General features: G+C 75.3%; 17 protein-coding genes. 9 read left to right on the top strand and 8 right to left on the bottom strand.

The window, feature by feature from the left end:
- Positions 1 to 100 precede the first annotated feature (100 nt).
- Complete coding sequence (locus tag ACZ6EJ_RS26810) at positions 101 to 1,492, bottom strand: FAD-dependent oxidoreductase (protein WP_469270703.1); 1,392 nt, start codon at positions 1,490 to 1,492, stop codon at positions 101 to 103.
- A gap of 234 nt (positions 1,493 to 1,726) precedes the next feature.
- On the opposite strand from ACZ6EJ_RS26810, the gene hemG reads away from it, so the two are divergent.
- Together hemG and hemQ are read left to right on the top strand one after the other, a co-directional pair.
- Positions 1,727 to 3,190, top strand: a complete 1,464-nt coding sequence (gene hemG / locus ACZ6EJ_RS26805) for a protoporphyrinogen oxidase (RefSeq protein ID WP_469270701.1) — start codon at positions 1,727 to 1,729, stop codon at positions 3,188 to 3,190.
- A gap of 4 nt (positions 3,191 to 3,194) precedes the next feature.
- A complete protein-coding gene (hemQ, locus tag ACZ6EJ_RS26800; RefSeq protein ID WP_469270700.1) occupies positions 3,195 to 3,923 on the top strand; it encodes a hydrogen peroxide-dependent heme synthase in 729 nt (242 codons plus the stop codon).
- 138 nt (positions 3,924 to 4,061) lie between these two features.
- Here the strand turns inward: hemQ and ACZ6EJ_RS26795 are convergent, their stop codons facing one another.
- The 3 genes from ACZ6EJ_RS26795 to ACZ6EJ_RS26785 form a co-directional block, all read right to left on the bottom strand.
- Positions 4,062 to 5,624, bottom strand: a complete 1,563-nt coding sequence (locus ACZ6EJ_RS26795) for an alpha/beta hydrolase (RefSeq protein WP_469270698.1) — start codon at positions 5,622 to 5,624, stop codon at positions 4,062 to 4,064.
- 100 nt (positions 5,625 to 5,724) lie between these two features.
- Positions 5,725 to 7,056 carry an MbnB/TglH/ChrH family RiPP precursor modification enzyme gene (locus tag ACZ6EJ_RS26790; protein WP_469270696.1) on the bottom strand — a complete coding sequence of 444 codons (1,332 nt, stop codon included), beginning with the start codon at positions 7,054 to 7,056 and terminating at the stop codon, positions 5,725 to 5,727.
- A 156-nt stretch (positions 7,057 to 7,212) separates the two neighbouring features.
- Entirely contained in the window at positions 7,213 to 7,950 is a 738-nt protein-coding gene (locus tag ACZ6EJ_RS26785) for a peptidyl-tRNA hydrolase (RefSeq protein ID WP_469270694.1), read from the bottom strand.
- A gap of 83 nt (positions 7,951 to 8,033) precedes the next feature.
- Here ACZ6EJ_RS26785 and ACZ6EJ_RS26780 point away from each other — a divergent pair, with 83 nt between their 5' ends.
- Both ACZ6EJ_RS26780 and ACZ6EJ_RS26775 read left to right on the top strand, forming a co-directional pair.
- Entirely contained in the window at positions 8,034 to 8,708 is a 675-nt protein-coding gene (locus tag ACZ6EJ_RS26780; RefSeq protein WP_469270693.1) for an AIM24 family protein, read from the top strand.
- A gap of 30 nt (positions 8,709 to 8,738) precedes the next feature.
- Entirely contained in the window at positions 8,739 to 8,930 is a 192-nt protein-coding gene (locus ACZ6EJ_RS26775) for a hypothetical protein (RefSeq protein WP_469270691.1), read from the top strand.
- Between the two features lie 40 nt (positions 8,931 to 8,970).
- Here the strand turns inward: ACZ6EJ_RS26775 and ACZ6EJ_RS26770 are convergent, their stop codons facing one another.
- Complete coding sequence (locus ACZ6EJ_RS26770) at positions 8,971 to 9,831, bottom strand: polysaccharide deacetylase family protein (protein WP_469270689.1); 861 nt, start codon at positions 9,829 to 9,831, stop codon at positions 8,971 to 8,973.
- 131 nt (positions 9,832 to 9,962) lie between these two features.
- On the opposite strand from ACZ6EJ_RS26770, the gene ACZ6EJ_RS26765 reads away from it, so the two are divergent.
- Positions 9,963 to 10,310 (top strand): STAS domain-containing protein, encoded by a 348-nt coding sequence (locus tag ACZ6EJ_RS26765; protein ID WP_469270688.1) that lies wholly within the window; start codon positions 9,963 to 9,965, stop codon positions 10,308 to 10,310.
- A 247-nt stretch (positions 10,311 to 10,557) separates the two neighbouring features.
- Here the strand turns inward: ACZ6EJ_RS26765 and ACZ6EJ_RS26760 are convergent, their stop codons facing one another.
- From ACZ6EJ_RS26760 to zapE, 3 genes are all read right to left on the bottom strand, one after another.
- Positions 10,558 to 11,931 carry an alkaline phosphatase PhoX gene (locus ACZ6EJ_RS26760; RefSeq protein ID WP_469270687.1) on the bottom strand — a complete coding sequence of 458 codons (1,374 nt, stop codon included), beginning with the start codon at positions 11,929 to 11,931 and terminating at the stop codon, positions 10,558 to 10,560.
- Positions 11,932 to 12,156: 225 nt separating this feature from the next.
- On the bottom strand, positions 12,157 to 12,582 hold the full coding sequence (locus ACZ6EJ_RS26755) for an OsmC family protein (protein WP_469270685.1): 426 nt from the start codon (positions 12,580 to 12,582) through the stop codon (positions 12,157 to 12,159).
- 87 nt (positions 12,583 to 12,669) lie between these two features.
- A complete protein-coding gene (zapE, locus tag ACZ6EJ_RS26750) occupies positions 12,670 to 13,764 on the bottom strand; it encodes a cell division protein ZapE (RefSeq protein WP_469270683.1) in 1,095 nt (364 codons plus the stop codon).
- 37 nt (positions 13,765 to 13,801) lie between these two features.
- Here zapE and ACZ6EJ_RS26745 point away from each other — a divergent pair, with 37 nt between their 5' ends.
- From ACZ6EJ_RS26745 to msrB, 4 genes are all read left to right on the top strand, one after another.
- A complete protein-coding gene (locus ACZ6EJ_RS26745) occupies positions 13,802 to 14,689 on the top strand; it encodes a pyrimidine reductase family protein (RefSeq protein ID WP_469270682.1) in 888 nt (295 codons plus the stop codon).
- Between the two features lie 163 nt (positions 14,690 to 14,852).
- On the top strand, positions 14,853 to 15,305 hold the full coding sequence (locus tag ACZ6EJ_RS26740) for an indole-3-glycerol phosphate synthase (protein WP_469270681.1): 453 nt from the start codon (positions 14,853 to 14,855) through the stop codon (positions 15,303 to 15,305).
- Positions 15,306 to 15,372: 67 nt separating this feature from the next.
- Positions 15,373 to 16,767 (top strand): UDP-N-acetylmuramate--L-alanine ligase, encoded by a 1,395-nt coding sequence (gene murC / locus ACZ6EJ_RS26735; RefSeq protein ID WP_469270679.1) that lies wholly within the window; start codon positions 15,373 to 15,375, stop codon positions 16,765 to 16,767.
- Between the two features lie 10 nt (positions 16,768 to 16,777).
- Positions 16,778 to 17,185: a peptide-methionine (R)-S-oxide reductase MsrB gene (gene msrB, locus ACZ6EJ_RS26730; RefSeq protein WP_469270678.1), complete on the top strand. Its 408-nt coding sequence runs from the start codon at positions 16,778 to 16,780 to the stop codon at positions 17,183 to 17,185.
- Positions 17,186 to 17,285: the final 100 nt, after the last annotated feature.

Genomic DNA, 17,285 nt, shown 5'->3' with positions numbered 1-17,285 from the left:
CCCCCCCCCCCCCCCCCCCCCCCCCCCCCCCCCCCCCCCCCCCCCCCCCCCCCCCCCCCCCCCCCCCCCCCCCCCCCCCCCCCCCCCCCCCCACGGCCGCTCAGGCGGTCCCCGCGCCGCGCACCGCCGCCACCGCCTTGCGGGCCGCCACCAGCACCGGGTCCCAGACCGGCGAGAACGGCGGGGCGTAGCCCAGGTCCAGCGCCGTCATCCGCTCCACCGTCATCCCCGCCGTCAGGGCCACCGCCGCCACGTCCACGCGCTTGGCCGCCCCATCCCGGCCGACGATCTGCACCCCGAGCAGCCGCCCCGTGCGGTACTCGGCGATCATCTTCACCGTCATCGGCCGCGCCCCCGGGTAGTAGCCCGCGCGCCCCGTCGACTCGACGGTCGCCGTGACGAAGCGCAGCCCCACCGCGCGGGCGTCCTTCTCCCGCAGCCCGGTCCGGGCGATCTCCAGGTCGCAGACCTTGCTCACCGCCGTGCCGACGACGCCGGGGAACGTGCCGTAACCGCCCGCCACATTGGAACCGATGACCTGGCCGTGCTTGTTGGCGTGCGTGCCCAGCGCGATGTGCCGCCGCCGCCCCGCCACCAGGTCCAGGACCTCCACGCAGTCGCCGCCCGCCCAGACGTCCTCGTGGCCCTCGACCCGCATCGCCAGATCGGTGAGCAGGCCGCCGTGCCCGCCCACCGGCAGCCCCGCCGCGCGGGCGAGCCCCGTCTCCGGCTCCACGCCGATGCCGAGGACCACCACGTCCGCCGGATGGTCCCCCGCGTCCGTCACCACCGCGCTGACCCGGCCGTCGGGCCCCGTGCGGATCCCGGTGACCTCCGCCCCGTTGACCGTGGTGATGCCCAGCCCGTCCATCGCCTCGTGGACGAGTCGCCCCATGTCCGGATCGAGGGTCGCCATCGGCTGCTCGCCCCGGTTGAGGACGGTCACCCCGAAGCCGCGCTTCAGCAGCGCCTCGGCCATCTCCACGCCGATGTACCCCGCGCCCACCACGACCGCCCGCCGCCCGGACGAGCCGCCCAGCGACTCCAGCGTGTCCAGGAGCGCCTGCCCGTCGTCCAGGGACTGCACCCCGTGCACCCCGTCCGCGTCCATGCCGGGCAGCGCCGGGCGCACCGGCCGGGCCCCGGTGGCGATCACCAGCTTGTCGTACCCCGTCCAGTACTCCCCGCCGCTCTCCCGGTCCAGCGCCCGCACCCGCCGCCCGGCCAGGTCGATCTCCGTCACCTCGGTGCGCATCCGCAGATCGATGTCCCGCGCCCGGTGCTCCTCCGGGGTGCGGGCGATCAGCTCGTCGCGCTCCCCGACGTCGCCGCCGACCCAGTACGGGATGCCGCAGGCGGAGTACGACGAGAAGCGGCCGCGCTCGAAGGCCACGATCTCCAACGCGTCGGGCCCCTTCAACCTGCGGGCCTGCGACGCGGCGGACATGCCCGCCGCGTCACCGCCGATGACCACCAGTCGCTCCGCTGCCATGCCGGGTCCCTTCGCCGAGTGCCGAAGGGCCCACGCTACGGCCCCGGTACGCGCCCCGGCCCGTGCGCCGGTGCGCCCCGCGGGGCCCGCGTGCACCGCGACCGGCCCCGCGCAGGGCAACCGCCCGCTCCGACACGGGGGTTCAGGGCCGCCGCGGGCCGGGGCCGGTCGTCGGAGGGCGGGTTCGGCGGCGGCCGCGGCCATGGCGCCGCACGGGTTTGAGAGAGTGGACCCATGCAGCGTTCTGATCAGCGTGCGGACACCCCCACGGGCCACGTCGTCGTCGTCGGCGGCGGCATCTCCGGTCTGGCCGCCGCCCACCGCCTGGTCGCCGCCGGGCTGAGGGTCACCCTCCTGGAGGCGACGGACCGGCTCGGCGGCAAGCTCGTGACCGGGGGGATCGCGGGCGTCCCGGTCGACCTGGGGGCCGAGTCGATGCTCGCCCGGCGCCCCGAGGCGGTCGACCTGGCGCGGGCCGTCGGCCTCGCCGACCGCCTGCAGCCGCCCGCCACGGCCACCGCGTCGCTGTGGACCCGCGGCGCGCTGCGCCCGATGCCCCAGGGGCACGTCATGGGCGTCCCCGGCGACCCGGCGGCGCTCGGCGGGGTGCTGTCGCCCGAGGGCCTGGCCCGCGCCGCGCAGGAACGCGACCTGACCCCGACCCCCGTGGGCGACGACGTGGCGGTCGGCGCGTACGTCGCCGACCGGTTCGGCCGCGAGGTCGTGGACCGGCTGGTGGAACCGCTCCTGGGCGGCGTCTACGCCGGCGACGCCTACCGGATCTCGATGCGCGCCGCGGTCCCGCGGCTCTTCGAGGCGGTGAAGGAGGGCGGTTCGCTGCTGGAGGGCGTGCGCCGGGTCCAGGAGAGGGCCGCCGCCCGCCAGGAGACCGGACCCGTCTTCCAGGGCCTGCGAGGCGGCGTCGGCACCCTTCCGGACGCCGTCGCCGCCGCCGTGCGCGCGGGCGGCGGCGAGATCCTCACCCGTACGCCCGTCCTCGGCCTGACCCGTGCGGAGGGGGGCTGGGCGGTCCGCACCGAGCACGGGGCGACGACCGCGGACGGCGTCGTCCTGGCCGCCCCCGCCTGGTCCGCCGGCACCCTGCTGGCCGCCGAGTGCCCGGCCGCCTCCGCCGAGCTGTCCGGCGTCGAGTACGCCTCGATGGCCCTGGTCACCCTGGCCTTCCGGCGCGCCGACGCCGAGGCGTACGAGGCGCTGCGCGGCCGCTCCGGGTTCCTGGTGCCGCCGGTCGACGGCCGGACGATCAAGGCGTCCACGTTCTCCGCCAACAAGTGGTCCTGGGTCGCCGAAGCCGCCCCCGACCTCTTCGTGCTCCGCACCTCCGTCGGCCGGTACGGCGAGGAGGACCACCTGCACCGCGAGGACGGCGAGTTGGTCGCCGCGTCCCTGCGCGACCTCGCCGAGGCCACCGGCCTCGCCGCGCGCCCCGTGGACGCGGTCGTCACCCGCTGGACCGGGGGCCTGCCGCAGTATCCGGTCGGGCACCTCGCCCGTGTCGCCCGCATCCGCGAGGAGGTGGCCAAGCTGCCCGCCCTGCGGGTCTGCGGCGCGGTCTACGACGGGGTCGGCATCCCGGCCTGCGTCGCGAGCGCGCAGCGGGCGGCCGAAGAGATCGCGGAGGAGATCATCGCCACGCCGACCCTGGTTCGGGGCACGCGGAGCGAGGCGGGACAATAGCCGTATGAGTGCTCCCGAGAGTGTGACGCCAAGCAAGGGTCCGAACGCCGGCAAGAAGGCCAAGGACCTCAACGAGGTCATCCGCTACACCCTGTGGTCGGTCTTCAAACTGCGCGACGTGCTGCCGCTGGACCGCGCGGGGTACGCCGAGGAGGTCCAGGAGCTGTTCGACCGGCTCGCGGCCGAGGACGTCACCGTCCGCGGCGCCTACGACCTCTCCGGGCTGCGCGCCGACGCGGACCTGATGATCTGGTGGCACGCCGAGACCTCGGACGAACTGCAGGAGGCGTACAACCTCTTCCGGCGGACCAGGCTCGGCCGCGCGCTCGACCCGGTCTGGTCGAACATGGCGCTGCACCGGCCGGCCGAGTTCAACAAGTCGCACATCCCGGCGTTCCTCGCCGACGAGACGCCGCGCGACTACGTCAGCGTCTACCCCTTCGTACGGTCCTACGACTGGTACCTGCTGCCCGACGAGGACCGCCGCCGTATGCTCGCGGACCACGGCAAGATGGCGCGGGGCTATCCCGACGTCCGCGCCAACACCGTGGCCTCGTTCTCGCTGGGCGACTACGAGTGGCTCCTCGCCTTCGAGGCGGACGAGCTGCACCGCATCGTCGACCTGATGCGCCACCTGCGCGCCTCCGAGGCGCGCCTCCATGTGCGCGAGGAGGTCCCGTTCTACACGGGCCGCAGGAAGAGCGTCGCAGACCTGGTGGCCGGGCTCGCATAACCAGCGCGTCCCGCACCACCCCAACCCGGAAGATCAGAAGACGGGCATCGGGCACTGACCGTGCCGCCCGCCGTTCCAGCGACACCGGGTTCGGCTCGGGGGCCGTCGCACCGTCACGGTGCGGCGGCCCCTCGCCGTTCAGTCCAGCGGCACCGCGTTGGGCGCGGGGCGCGCGGCGCAGTCCGCCCCCCGCCCCGGCGTCCGGCCGGTCAGCAGATACCGGCGCAGATGGCCGTCGACGCAGGCGTTCCCGCCGCCGCCGACGCCGTGCGTGCCGGCGCCCCGCTCGGTCACCAGCGAGGAGCCGGGCAGCCGCCGGCGCAACTCCACCGCCCCCGCGTACGGGGTCACCGCGTCCCGCTCGGCCGCCAGGATCAGCATCGGCGGCAGCTCGCCGGGGCGCGTCCCCACGTCCAGCGGCCGCCCCGGCGGCGCGGGCCAGAAGGCGCACGGCAGGTGGGTGAAGGCGTGGTCCCAGGCCGCGAACGGGGCGGTGCGCGCCAGAGCCGTGTGGTCGCGGTCCCACACCGCCCAGGCGCGCGGCCACGGCGCGTCGTTGCACAGCACGGCCGTGTACACCGCCCGCGCGTTCTCGTCGCCCTTCGCCGTCACGGCCCGCGGTGTGGCCTGGGCGATCAGCGGCCGCGGGTCGCCCCGCACGTACCGCGACAGGGCCGTCGCCCGCATCGCCCAGTAGTCGTCGTAGTGGACGGCCTCGAGGAGCGCCGCGTGCAGCTCTCCCGGCCCCACCGTGCCGCCCGCCGGCTCGGCGGCCAACTCCGCGCGCACCGCGTCGTAGCGCAGCCGCACGGCCTCCGGCGTGGTCCCCAGGCGGTAGACGGCGTCGTGCTCGGCCACCCAGCGGCGGAAGTCCTCCCAGCGCGCCTCGACGGCCCGCGCCCGCGCGGGGCCGGAGCGGTACCAGATCCGTGCCGGGTCCGGGTCCACCACCGAGTCGAAGGCCATGCGCCGCACGTGGGACGGGAACAGCGTCGCGTACAGGCCGCCGAGGTACGTCCCGTAGGCGACGCCCAGGAACGTCAGCTTCCGCTCGCCGAGCGCGGCGCGCAGGACGTCCAGGTCGCGGGCGTTGTTCAACGAGGTGTAGTGCCGCAGCGCCTCGCCCGCGTGCCGGGCGCAGCCCTCCGCGTACGCCTGCGCGCCGGCGACGCGCCGCTCCTTGTCCGCCCGCGTCGGGTGCGTCGGCGCGTCGGTGGGGGCCTTGGCGTACGCGGAGGGGTCCTGGCAGCTCAGCGCGGCGGAGGGGGCGACCCCGCGCGGGGCGTAGCCGACCAGGTCGTACGCCGCGCCGATCTCCCGCCACTCCGGCAGCTCACCGACCATCGGGAAGGTGATGCCGGCCGAGCCGGGGCCGCCCGGATGGAAGACGAGGGCGCCCTGCCGCCCGGCGGCCGGGCCCGTGGCCGGAACGCGGCTGACGGTCAGGGCGATCTGCGGGCCGTCCACGTCCGCGTAGTCCAGGGGCACGCGCACCGTGCCGCAGGTGAGGGGGGCGGGCAGCATCTCCTCCTCGGGGCAGGAGGCGAAGGCGATCCCGGCGGCCGCGGCGCGCGCGGCGGCGACCGCGACGCCCCGGCCCTCGGCCGCCTCCCCCGGCTGGGCCCGGCCGGCGGCCGGGGCGACGGCCAGGGCGGACAGGACCAGCGAGCCGATCGATGTGTACAGCGCTGCTGTTCTCACGCGCGGGCCTCTCTGCGGTACGGAGGGGGATCGTCGGGCGCGCGCCCCGCGTTGTACAGCACCGCACCCGCCATGTCCGGGGTTTGACCCCGATGCCCGGTCAAGAGGGCGGCGCGCCGCGGCTCGTGGCGGTCCGCCTGTCCGCCAGGGCGGCGCGCGCCGCCCGCAGGAGGCGGGTGGCCCGGCGCGGCGGCCGGGCGGAGATCCGGTCCTGCCACCAGTGCCTCAGCCGGCGCCGTGCCGAGGGATCGGCGGGACGGCCGGTGAGCAGCAGGTGTTCCGCGAAGCGCAGGGCGTCGTGCCGATACCCGCCGGGCATGGGCCTGTTCGCGGCGTACGCGAGGAACGCGGCGCGGTAGCCGGCGCCCAGGATCTCCGGCAGCTCGGGCGCGATGCGGGCCACGACGTCGGCGCGCTTGGCGGCCAGCGCCCCGCGCTGCACCCGCAGCCGCCGGTGGTCGAAGCCGTCGGGCGCGGGCGCCCCCGCGACGAGCGCCGACAGCAGCGCGGCCTGCGCGGTGCCGAGCCGGTCGCGCGCCCCCGCCCGCGGGGCGGAGCCGGGGCCCTTCCGGACCGCCGCGGCGCTCGCCGCGCGTGCGGCGGTCCGGGCGGCCGGGGGCCGCAGGACGGCCCGGATCGCGTCCAGTTCGGCGGCCAGCTCCGCCGCGGGCGGGAAGGCGTCGTCGCGTTCCAGCAGGACGCCCGGCGGATCGACGCGGGAGCACAGCTCGGCCAGCACGTCGAGGACCGGGGCGGTGACCGGGTGGGCGTGGGTGTCGTGCCAGACGCCGTCCTTCTCGACGCCGCCCGCCACGTGCACGTACGCGATGGCCTCCACCGGCAGTTCGTCCAGCGCCCTCGCCGGGTCCTGGCCGAGGTTGACGTGGTTGGTGTGCAGATTGGCCACGTCGATCAGCAGCCGCACCCCGGTCCGCCCGACCAGCTCCGCCAGGAACTGCCCCTCGGTCAGCTCCTCGTCCGGCCAGGCGAACAGCGCCGCGATGTTCTCCAGGGCCAGCGGCACCGGCAGCGAGTCCTGGGCGATGCGCACGTTCTCGCACAGCACCTCCAGCGCGTCCCGGGTGCGGGGCACCGGCAGCAGGTGCCCGGCCTCCAGCCCCGGCGAGGCGGTGAGCGGCCCCCCGGCCCGTACGAACGCGATGTGCTCGCTCACCAGCGGCGCCCCCAGCAGCTCGGCGCGCGCCGCGAGGGCGGCCAGCCGCGCGGGGTCCGGGCGTCCGGCGCCGCCCAGCCCGAGCCCCACCCCGTGCGGCACGACCCGCACGCCGCGCCCCCGCAACCGTACGAGGGAGTCGGGGAGGTGGTCGGCGCAGAGGTTCTCCGCGACCGCCTCGACCCAGTCGACCCCCGCCAGCGCCTCCACCTCGGCCGCGATCTCCGGCCGCCAGCCGATCCCCGTCCCCAGCTCCACGGTGCCCCCCTGCCTCGCCCTGTTCCCCTGTGATGGCCCCGCCGCGCGGGGGCGAACCCGGACGGGGGGACGTTCAGAGCAGGATCTGAGGTTCCGGCTCGACCGGGGCGCACCGGCGCCACGAGGGGCGCCACCGCTCCGGCGCGCGGCCGGCGGTCACGGGCGCGGCAGCCGCAGACGGGCCCCGAACCGGTCGCCGCCCTCGGAGGCGACGGTCATCCCCGGCGCGATCTCGGTGAACCCGGCGTCGTGCACCACCGGCAGACCGCTCACCGTCAGCTCGCGCCAGAGCCGGGGGGCGGCGGTGGCCACGGAGAGCGGGAACCCGGCGGCGCGCCACGCGGCGCGCTCGGCCTCCGACAGCTCCCACCACAGGAGCTGCGCGCCGTGCCCGACCTGGGCCATCGTCTTGCCCGCGGACATGGCCACCTCGGGGTTGAGCCACAGCACCGGGGCCGCCGGGTCGGGGGCGGGGGGCGGTTCCGGGTCGTCGAGGTCGGTGCCCGAGACCTGGAGCTTGGCCAGCTCCTTGGGCCAGCCGTCCAGCGGGACCGGCGGGAACACCCGTACCTCCGCCTTCTCGCCCGTCACGGTGATCCCGTCCAGCGCCGCCGCCTTGCGCCACTCCGCGCCGCGCGCCCGGCGCACGACCTTGCGGATCCTGGCGTCCTGCCAGTCGCGCATCGCCCCGGCCCACTCGCCCTCGCCGAGGGACCGCTCGTCGGAGAGGATCGTGAGCACCGCGCGGGCGGCGGTGCGCAGCGCGTCCGTACGGGCGGGCGGGTCCGTCTTCTCCAGGTGGAGCACCAGCGGCAGCACGAACTGCGGCGCCCGGTCGCGGTCGGCGGGGCCGCCGTCGGACGGGCTCTCGGGGTCGGGGGCTTCGTTGATCACCGCCCCAGTCTGCCAGGCCCGGCGCACCGCCTTCCGGGCGGACTTCTTGGCGGAACGGCACGGTCCGGGCGAGGATGCCCGGCATGAAGAGCGACCTGTTTTCCAGCGACCACCTGGCCCAGCCCGCCACCGCTCCCGGCATGACCCTGCAGAACCCCAAGTCGGTCAAGTACGCCGTGAACGGGGAGATGCACGCCCGGCAGGGGTCGATGATCGCCTACCGCGGCAACCTCCAGTTCGAACGCAAGGGCCAGGGCATCGGAGGGATGCTCAAGCGCGCGGTGACCGGGGAGGGCCTCGCGCTGATGGCGGTGCGCGGCCAGGGCGAGGCGTGGTTCGCGCACGAGGCCGCCAACTGCTTCATCGTGGAGATCGAGCACGGCGACTCGCTCACCGTCAACGGCCGCAACGTCCTGTGCTTCGACTCCACCCTCGCCTACGAGATCAGGACGGTGAAGGGCGCGGGCATGGTCGGCGGCGGCCTCTTCAACAGCGTCTTCACCGGTTACGGCAAGCTCGGCCTGATCTGCGAGGGCACCCCCATCGTGATCCCGGTGACGGCCGCCCAGCCGGTGTACGTCGACACGGACGCCGTCGTCGGCTGGAGCCAGCAGCTCACGACCGCCCTCCACCGCTCCCAGAGCATCGGTTCGATGGTGCGCGGCGGCTCCGGCGAGGCGGTCCAGCTCATGCTGCAGGGCGAGGGGTTCGTCATCGTGCGGCCCAGCGAGGCGAGGCCCGAGAAGACGACCGGCTGACCGCCGGGGGGTGCGCAGTACGCTGGAGTCATGGACGACGACGCGTACCGCGGACCGGAGCCGGCGGCACCGCCCGAGCCGGACGGGGCGGACGCGGGCCCCCCGTACGCCGAGTGCGTGCTGTGCCGTCGGCCGACCGAGTATCCGGAGTCGACGAAGGGCGCCACGCTCTGCCCGGTCTGCGCCTGGCGCGAGGCGGAGCGCACGGCCTGCTCCGGCTGAGCGCTCCCGGGCCGCGTCCGCGTGCCCGACGGGGGCCCGGTCAGCCCCGCATCAGCTCGGAGACCTTCACGAAGCGGTAGCCGCGCTCGCGCAGCTCCGGCACGATCCGGCGCAGCGCCGCCCCGGTGGTCGGGGCCGCGCTGCGGGTGCAGTGCATGACCACGAGCGAGCCCGGCCGCACCCCGGCGAGCACCTGTTCGGCCACCGCGTCCGCGTCCGTGGCGAACGCGTCGCCGCTGACCACGTCCCACTGCACGGCCGTCACGTTCGCCGGGCCCAGCGCGCGCAGGGCGGTGTCGTCGTAGCACCCGCCGGGGAAGCGGAAGTACGGCACCACGTTCCGCGCCCCGGCGGCCCGGAACGCCGCGAAGGCGCGCTCCACGTCGCGGGCCATCGCGGCCTCGCCGACCACCGGCAGGCCGTAGCAGGGGGTGCTGAAGGCGTGGTGGCTGTAGGAGTGGTTGGCGATCTCGAACAGCGGGTCCGTGCCGATGGACTTCGCCTGCGCCGGGTACTCCTCGGCCCAGCGGCCGGTCATGAAGACGGTGGAGGGCACCTTCAGCCGCCGCAGCAGCGCGATCAGCTCCGGGTTGTCGAAACGTTCGCCCGCCGCCGCCCGAGGCCCCTGATCGGCCGTCATGTCGGCGTCGAACGTGAGCGCCACGACCTTCTCCGCCGCCCGGCCCGCCGCGCCCGCGCCGCTCGGCCGCCGCTCGAAGACCGGGGTGCGGCCCGCCGGGCCGGGCGCCATCGTGGGCGGCTTCTCCCCGGCGGACGGGGGCGTCGGCGCGGGTGCGGTGGGCCCGGCGGGGCCGACGCGGTCGGCGCATCCGGTCAGCGCGGCGCAGAGCAGCACCGCCATGACGATCACAGCAGTCAGTTTCCGTGATGATCTGATCATTAACGGAAAATATCGGACAATAGGTCCATAGGGTCTCCGCGGCGCTCCGGGCGTCATGGGGAGGCGGGGGCCGTGCCGAGGGACCATGGAAGAGACAGCGGAGTCGTCTCCGGACCGCGAAGGATGCCGCCATGGCTGCCGAACACCCCTCCGCCCCGCCGACCCGCACACCCACGGCGGTCGTCGCCGCCGCGGACGAGCGGGCGGTCGAACTGGTCCTGGCCGGAGAGCTCGGGACCGAGGCCCTGCGGGAGCTGGAGGAACTCCTCACCGACCCGCGGCTCGGCGGGGCCGCCGCCTGGACCGTGGACATGAGCGCCGTCACGCGCTGCGACCTCGGATGCGCCTACGCGCTGCTGCGGGCCGCCACGCTGCGCCCGGCGCCCGCCGAGCTGACCGTCCGGGGAGCCCGGCGCTCCGTCCAGCGGACGCTGCGGAGCGCCGGGCTCGACGCCGTCGCCGCGCTCGGGGAACGGTGACGGCTTCCCGCCGAGGGCGGGTGGCTCGCGTGCGGCGGGTCCCGGGGGAGGGCGATGCCCGCACGGGCGGTGGAGGCGCGCGCGGCGGCCGGTACGGGCGTACGGGCGGGCGTGCCGGCCCGTACGAGGGGTGTGGGGGCGTTCCGCGCCGGTCCTGGCGGGGCGGCGCTCGTACGGGCGGCCCGGCCGAACACGTCCGGGGATCGGGCGCGCCGCGGCCTCCCCGGCCGGACGCCGCCCGGTCCGGTCAGCGCCAGGGGCCCGTCACCGCGAACGTCGTGCCCGGCGTGTAGCAGTTCACGTACATCGTCGAGCCGTCCGGCGAGAACGCGACCCCGGCGAACTCACCCCACTCCGGGGCCTCGGGCGTCCCGATGTCCTGCCGCCCGCGCGCCATCGGATACACCTCGCCCCGCCGGGTCACCCCCAGCACGTACTGCGCGCCGCCGCCGTCCTCGCAGACCATCAGCCCGCCACCGGCGGCCAGGCAGATGTTGTCCGGGGACTCGCCGGGCAGCCGGACGTCGGTGTCCGGGCCGAAGGCGACGACCAGGGTGAGCCGCCGCCTCCTCGGCTCGTAGCGCCACACCTGCCCGTAGTGGTCGGCGGCCGAGCCCTCGGCGCGGCGCGCGAAGCTGGAGACGAAGTAGACCGACGCACCGCCCCAGTAGCAGCCCTCCAGCTTCTGGGCGTGGGTGACGCCCTTCGGCCCGAAGTCCTGGAAGCGGATCGCGGTCCCGGTCGCCAGCGGATCGGGCACGGGCGCCCACTCGATCCGGTCGAAGCTCGTGCCGGGCTCCCGTACGGCCGACAGGTCCCGCACTCCGGGCACCCGCATCGCCTCCAGCGCCCCGCCCGCCCGCAGCGATCCCGTGCCGCCGAGCGGTCGCGCGGGGAGGAAGCGGTAGAAGAGCCCGAACGGCTGGTCGAACGCGTCCTCCGTCTCGTACACGATCCCGGACCGCGGGTCGACGGCGACCGCCTCGTGCTGGAAGCGGCCCAGCGCGGTCAGCGGGACGGCTCCGGTGCGGCGCGGGTCGGCGCCGTCCACCTCGAAGACGAAGCCGTGGTCCTTGGTGTACCCGCTGGTCCCGGCCCTGTCCTCGGTCTCCTCACAGGTCAGCCAGGTGCGCCACGGGGTGGGCCCGCCCGCGCAGTTCACCGCCGTACCGGCGATGGCGACGCGCTCGCCGAGCACCTCGCCGCGGGCGTCCAGCTCCAGGACCGTGCAACCGCCCTTGGCCGCCGGGTCGTAGGTCAGCCCCTGGACGGTCGGTACGCCGAGGGCGGCCGTGGCCCGGTTCTCGTGGTTGCGGACGAGGTGGACGCGCCCGTGCCGGCCCGCGAGGGCCGCCATCCCGTCATGGCGGCCGGGTACCGCCCCCTCGCCCGAGCGCAGCGGTTCGCCCTCGCGGGAGAGCACCCGGTAGCGGAAGCCCTTCGGCAGGTCGAGCAGGCCGTCCGGGTCGGGGACGAGGGGGCCGTAGCCGCCGTGGCCGCGGGCGGCGGCGGTACCCGCGAAGAGTTCGCTGAACGCTCCGGTGAAGGCGATCGCGGCGGCCGCGCCGCCGCCTGTGAGGACCTGGCGTCGTGACGCGAGGGGCCGAGGTGCGCAGGACATGGGCGACTCCCTGTTGGCGGACAGGTGAAGTGACCCGCACGTGTGTAGCACGCACGAAGCGCCGCGGGAACCACGCGCGCGACGCCGCGCCCGGGTGGCCCCGAACGGTCTGCGCGCTGCGAGCCCGCGCCCTGCGACCCGCGCGGCCGGGGCCGCCGTCCGCCCGGCGGTCGCCGGGCCGCCGGGGGCGGTCCCGCGTCGCGGCCGGCCCCCGGCGGCGGGGGATCAGGCCAGGGAAGCCGTCAGGGTGATCGTCGTGCCCGTCAGCGCCTGGCTGACCGGGCAGTTCGCCTTGGCGTCCTCGGCCGCCCTCACGAAGGCCGCCTCGTCGAGGCCGGGGACCTCGCCCTGGACGGTGAGGTGGATGCCGGTGATGCCGGTGCCGGGCTGGAAGGTGACCTCGGCCTGGGTGTTCAGCCGGGTCGGCGGGGTGCCGGCGGTGGCGAGGCCGTTGGACAGGGCCATCGAGAAGCAACTGGAGTGCGCGGCCGCGATGAGCTCCTCGGGGCTCGTCTTCCCGTTCGCCTTCTCCGAGCGGGACGGCCAGGAGACGTCGTACTCACCGATGCCGGACGAGTCGAACGTGACGACGCCCCTGCCCTCGATCAGGTTGCCTTCCCAGACCGTGTGCGCCTGACGCGTGGTAGCCATGCTGGTTCCCTTCGAACGGTGTACGCGGTTGTACCGGAGGTAACGGCCCGCCCGCAGCCGGACGGGCCCGGTGTCACGCCCCCGAACCTACTGCGCCACCAGCCCCTTCGCGTCACGCGCCAGAGCCGTCAGCCGGGAGATCGCACGGAAGTACTTCTTCCGGTACCCGCCGTTCAACATCTCGTCGCTGAACAGCCGGTCGAAGGGGAGCCCGGAGGCCAGGACCGGGATCTCCCGGTCGTAGAGCCGGTCGGCCAGGACCACCAGGCGCAGGGCCGTCGACTGGTCGGGCACCGCCCGCACCCCGGTCAGGCAGACCGCGGCGACCTCGTCGGTCAGGGCGCCGTAACGGCTCGGGTGGACCCGCGCCAGGTGCTCCAGCAGCGCGGGGAAGTCGTCGAGCGAGGCGCCCGGCGCGGCGTACGCGGCTCGGGTGACCTGCTCGTCGGTGTACGGCGGCGGGGCCTCGGGCAGTCCGCGGTGGCGGTAGTCCTCGCCGTCGATGCGCAGCGGGCGGAAGTGCGCCGACAGGCCCTGGATCTCGCGCAGGAAGTCGGCAGCGGCGAACCGGCCCTCGCCGAGCTTGCCGGGCAGCGTGTTGGACGTCGCGGCCAGCGCCACCCCGGCCTCCACCAGCCGGCTGAGCAGCGAGGACACCAGTACGGTGTCGCCCGGATCGTCCAGCTCGAACTCGTCGATGCACAGCAGCCGGTGCCCGCTCAGGGTCTGCACGGTCTGCTGGAAGCCCAGCGCGCCGACCAGGTTCGTCAGCTCCACGAACGTGCCGAACGCCTTGAGCGAGGGCTCGGCCGGCGTGGCGTGCCAGAGGGAGGCCAGCAGGTGGGTCTTGCCGACCCCGTAGCCGCCGTCCAGGTAGACCCCGCGCGGCCCGGTCGGGGCGGCCGGCTTCCGCGAGCCGAACCACCGGCGCCGCCCGGCGCCCGAGGCGTGCGCCCCGCCGAGCCCGGCGGCGAAGCCCGCGAGGACGGTGACGGCCTCGCTCTGGCTGGGCTGGTTCGGATCGGGGACGTACGTCTCGAAGCGCACCGAGTCGAAGCGCGGCGGCGGCACCATCTCGGCGACCAGACGGTCGGCGGGGACATGCGGCTCGCGGGCGCACAGGGACAGCGGGGCCGCTTCGGCGAGGGGGCTCTGCCCCGGAACGGCGGTGGAGGACGACACAACTCTCCACCCTAAGGCCCGTGCCAGACTGCATCCCATGCGAAGCCTGTTCCCTGTGACGGACCTGACAGCGAGCGCCACCGGCGACAGCGGCGGCGACGGCGCCGAGGGCGGCTCCGGAGCGCTCACCCGCGGCCCCGGACCGCTGACCGCCGACCGCTCCGGGCCGCTGACCGCCGACCGCTCCGGGCCGCTGGTCGACCGCGAGTGGAGTCTCGACGAGCTGGCCGACGCGTACGCCTACCCGCCCGGCGACACGCCGTGGCTGCGGGCCAACATGGTCTCCACCCTCGACGGGGCCGCCCAGCACGAGGGCCGCTCCCAGGGCATCTCCTGCGCGGCGGACATGCGGATCTTCGGCGCCCTGCGGGCCCTGGCCGACGTCGTGATCGCCGGAGCCGGGACCGTACGCCTGGAGGGGTACCGCCCCGCCCGCGCCCGCGAGGCGTTCGCCGCGCGGCGGGCGGCGGCCGGGCAGGGGCCCGCTCCGGCCGTCGCGGTGGTCAGCGGCTCCCTGGACCTGGACTTCGCGCTGCCGCTGTTCACCGAACCGCTGGTCCCCACGCTCGTGGTGACGGGGGCGGGGGCGCCCGCCGACCGGATGGCCGCCGCGCGGCGGGCCGGCGCCGAGGTCGTGATCGCGGGCGAGGGGAGGCGGGTGGACCCGGTCCGGGTGGTGCGCGAGCTGGCGGACCGGGGGCTGACCCGGCAGCTGACCGAGGGCGGGCCCCGGCTGCTCGGCCAGTTTGTGGCGGCGGGCGTGCTGGACGAGCTGTGTCTCACGGTCTCCCCGATGCTCACCGCCGGCGAAGCCCAGCGGATCGCGGGCGGACCGGGCGTCACGGTGCCGGAACGTTTCTCCCTGACGTCGCTCCTGGAGGAGGCCGGGTTCCTCTTCACTCGCTACCGTCGGACCGGCAGTTAACGGAATTCGCCGTTCCGGTTCGCTTCGGATGGGCACACTTACCCCTGCAGACCCCGTGGCATCACGGGGAAGGATGGTTTCAGCAAACGACCGCCGAGGGGCGAGTGAACCCTCGGCGAGACGAAGAAGCGGAAGGGCGCCTGTCGTGTTCACAAGCGTTTTGATGATCGAGAAGCCGCTCACTCCCGAGGACGTGGACTTCGTCACCACGCTCCACGGCGAGGAGCGCATCTCGTTCGTCGTCCTGTTGCAGCCGCGCGGCGACCAGGCCGATGTCCTGCTGCGCGCGATCGACGACGTGGCGATGGGGGAACTGAAGGAAGCGGTCCGCGAGGGCGAGGAGCCGGAGGGCGGCGAGGCCCGCGAACCCGCCGAGATCGGACTGCAGTACTCCCTCCGCGCCCTGCGCCAGGCGGGCGCCGAAGCGGTCGGGCAGGTGGTCGAGGACCACCCCCTGGACCGGCTCAGGAGCGTGGTGGAGGAGGCGGGCGCCGACGAGGTCATCGTCCTGACGGCCCCGCACTACGTGGAGGAGTTCTTCCACCGCGACTGGGCCTCCCGAGCCCGGCACAAGGTCGGCGTACCGGTGCTCAAGCTCTTCGCGCACAGCGAATAGGCTGGCCCCGCGGTCCTGGATGGCACCGGTCCGCAGCCCCGACCACTCGATACCCGCAGGAGCACAGATGGCACCCGGCATTCCCGCTGCCCTGGAACGACCGCACTTCATCGGCATCGGCGGCGCCGGAATGTCGGGCATCGCGAAGATCCTGGCCCAGCGCGGCGCGAAGGTGGCGGGCAGCGACGCCAAGGAGTCCGCCACCGCCGCATCGCTGCGGGCGCTGGGGGCCACCGTGCACATCGGGCACGCGGCGGACCACCTGGCCGACGACGCGACCTGCGTGGTCGTCTCCAGCGCCATCCGCGCCGACAACCCCGAGCTGCTGCGCGCCGCCGAACTCTCCCTCCCGGTGGTGCACCGCTCCGACGCGCTGGCCTCCCTGATGACGGGGCTGCGCTCCATCGCCGTGGCCGGCACGCACGGCAAGACCACGACGACCTCCATGCTGGCGGTCGCGCTGTCCTCGCTGGGCCTCGCCCCCTCGTACGCCATCGGCGGCGACCTGGAGGGCCCCGGCACCAACGCCACCCACGGCGAGGGCGACGTCTTCGTCGCGGAGGCGGACGAGAGCGACCGCAGCTTCCAGAAGTACGACCCGGAGGTCGCGATCGTCCTCAACGTCGAGCTGGACCACCACGCGAACTACGCCTCGATGGACGAGATCTACGACTCCTTCGAGACCTTCGTCGGCAAGATCGTCCCCGGCGGCACCCTGGTCGTCTCCGCCGACCAGCCGGGCGCGATCGAGCTGACCCGCCGGGTCCGGGCGCTCCCGGACCTGAAGGTCGTCACCTACGGCTCCGCCGAGGACGCCGACGTCCGCGTCCACAAGGTCACCCCGCGCGGCCTGACCAGCGAGGTCACGGTCCTGCTGAACGGGAGGTTCCTCACGTTCACCGTCTCCGTGCCGGGCAGCCACTACGCCCACAACGCGGTCGCCGCGCTCGCCGCCGGCGTCGCCCTCGGCATCCCCGCGCACAACCTCGCCTCCGCCATCGGCAGCTACACCGGGGTCAAGCGCCGCCTCCAGCTCCGGGGCGAGGCGGCGGGGGTGCAGGTCGTCGACTCGTACGCGCACCACCCCACCGAGATGACCGCCGACCTGGAGGCCATGCGCGGCGCGGCCGCCGACGCCCGCATCCTGGTCGTCTTCCAGCCCCACCTGTTCTCCCGCACCCAGGAGCTGGGCACCGAGATGGGCCAGGCCCTGGCGCTGGCCGACGCCTCGGTGGTCCTGGACATCTACCCGGCCCGCGAGGACCCGATCCCCGGCATCACCAGCGCCCTGATCGTCGACGCCGCGAAGGCGGCGGGCGCGGAGGCGACCGCCGTCCACGACCAGGCCGACGTCCCGGCCGCCGTCGCGGGAATGGCGAAGCCCGGTGATCTCGTTCTCACCATGGGAGCGGGCGATGTCACCGACCTCGGCCCGCGCATCCTGGACCACCTGTCGAGCTGAGGAGCGGGACGTGTCGTACGACGTCGAGAAGCCGGACGAGCAGTGGCGGGCTGAACTGACCCCCGCCGAGTACGCGGTCCTGCGCCAGGCCGGCACCGAGCCCGCCTTCGTGGGCGAGTACACCGACACCACGACGGAGGGCGTCTACTCCTGCCGGGCCTGCGGCGCGGAGCTGTTCCGCTCCGACACCAAGTTCGCCTCGCACTGCGGATGGCCGTCCTTCTACGACCCGAAGGACACCGACGCGGTCGAGTTGGTCGAGGACCGCGCCCACGGCATGGTCCGCACCGAGGTCCGCTGCGCCCGCTGCGGCTCGCACCTGGGCCACGTCTTCGAGGGCGAGGGCTACCCGACCCCCACGGACCAGCGGTACTGCATCAACTCGATCTCGCTGAGGCTGTCCCCGGACGGGAGCTGAGCGCACGCGGCGGGGGGGGGGGGGGGGGGGGGGGGGGGGGGGGGGGGGGGGGGGGGGGGGGGGGGGGGGGGGGGGGGGGGGGGGGGGGGGGGGGGGGGGG

The organism is Streptomyces sp. NPDC041970 (assembly GCF_055588985.1).
This window is presented reverse-complemented; position numbering and strand designations above follow the sequence as displayed.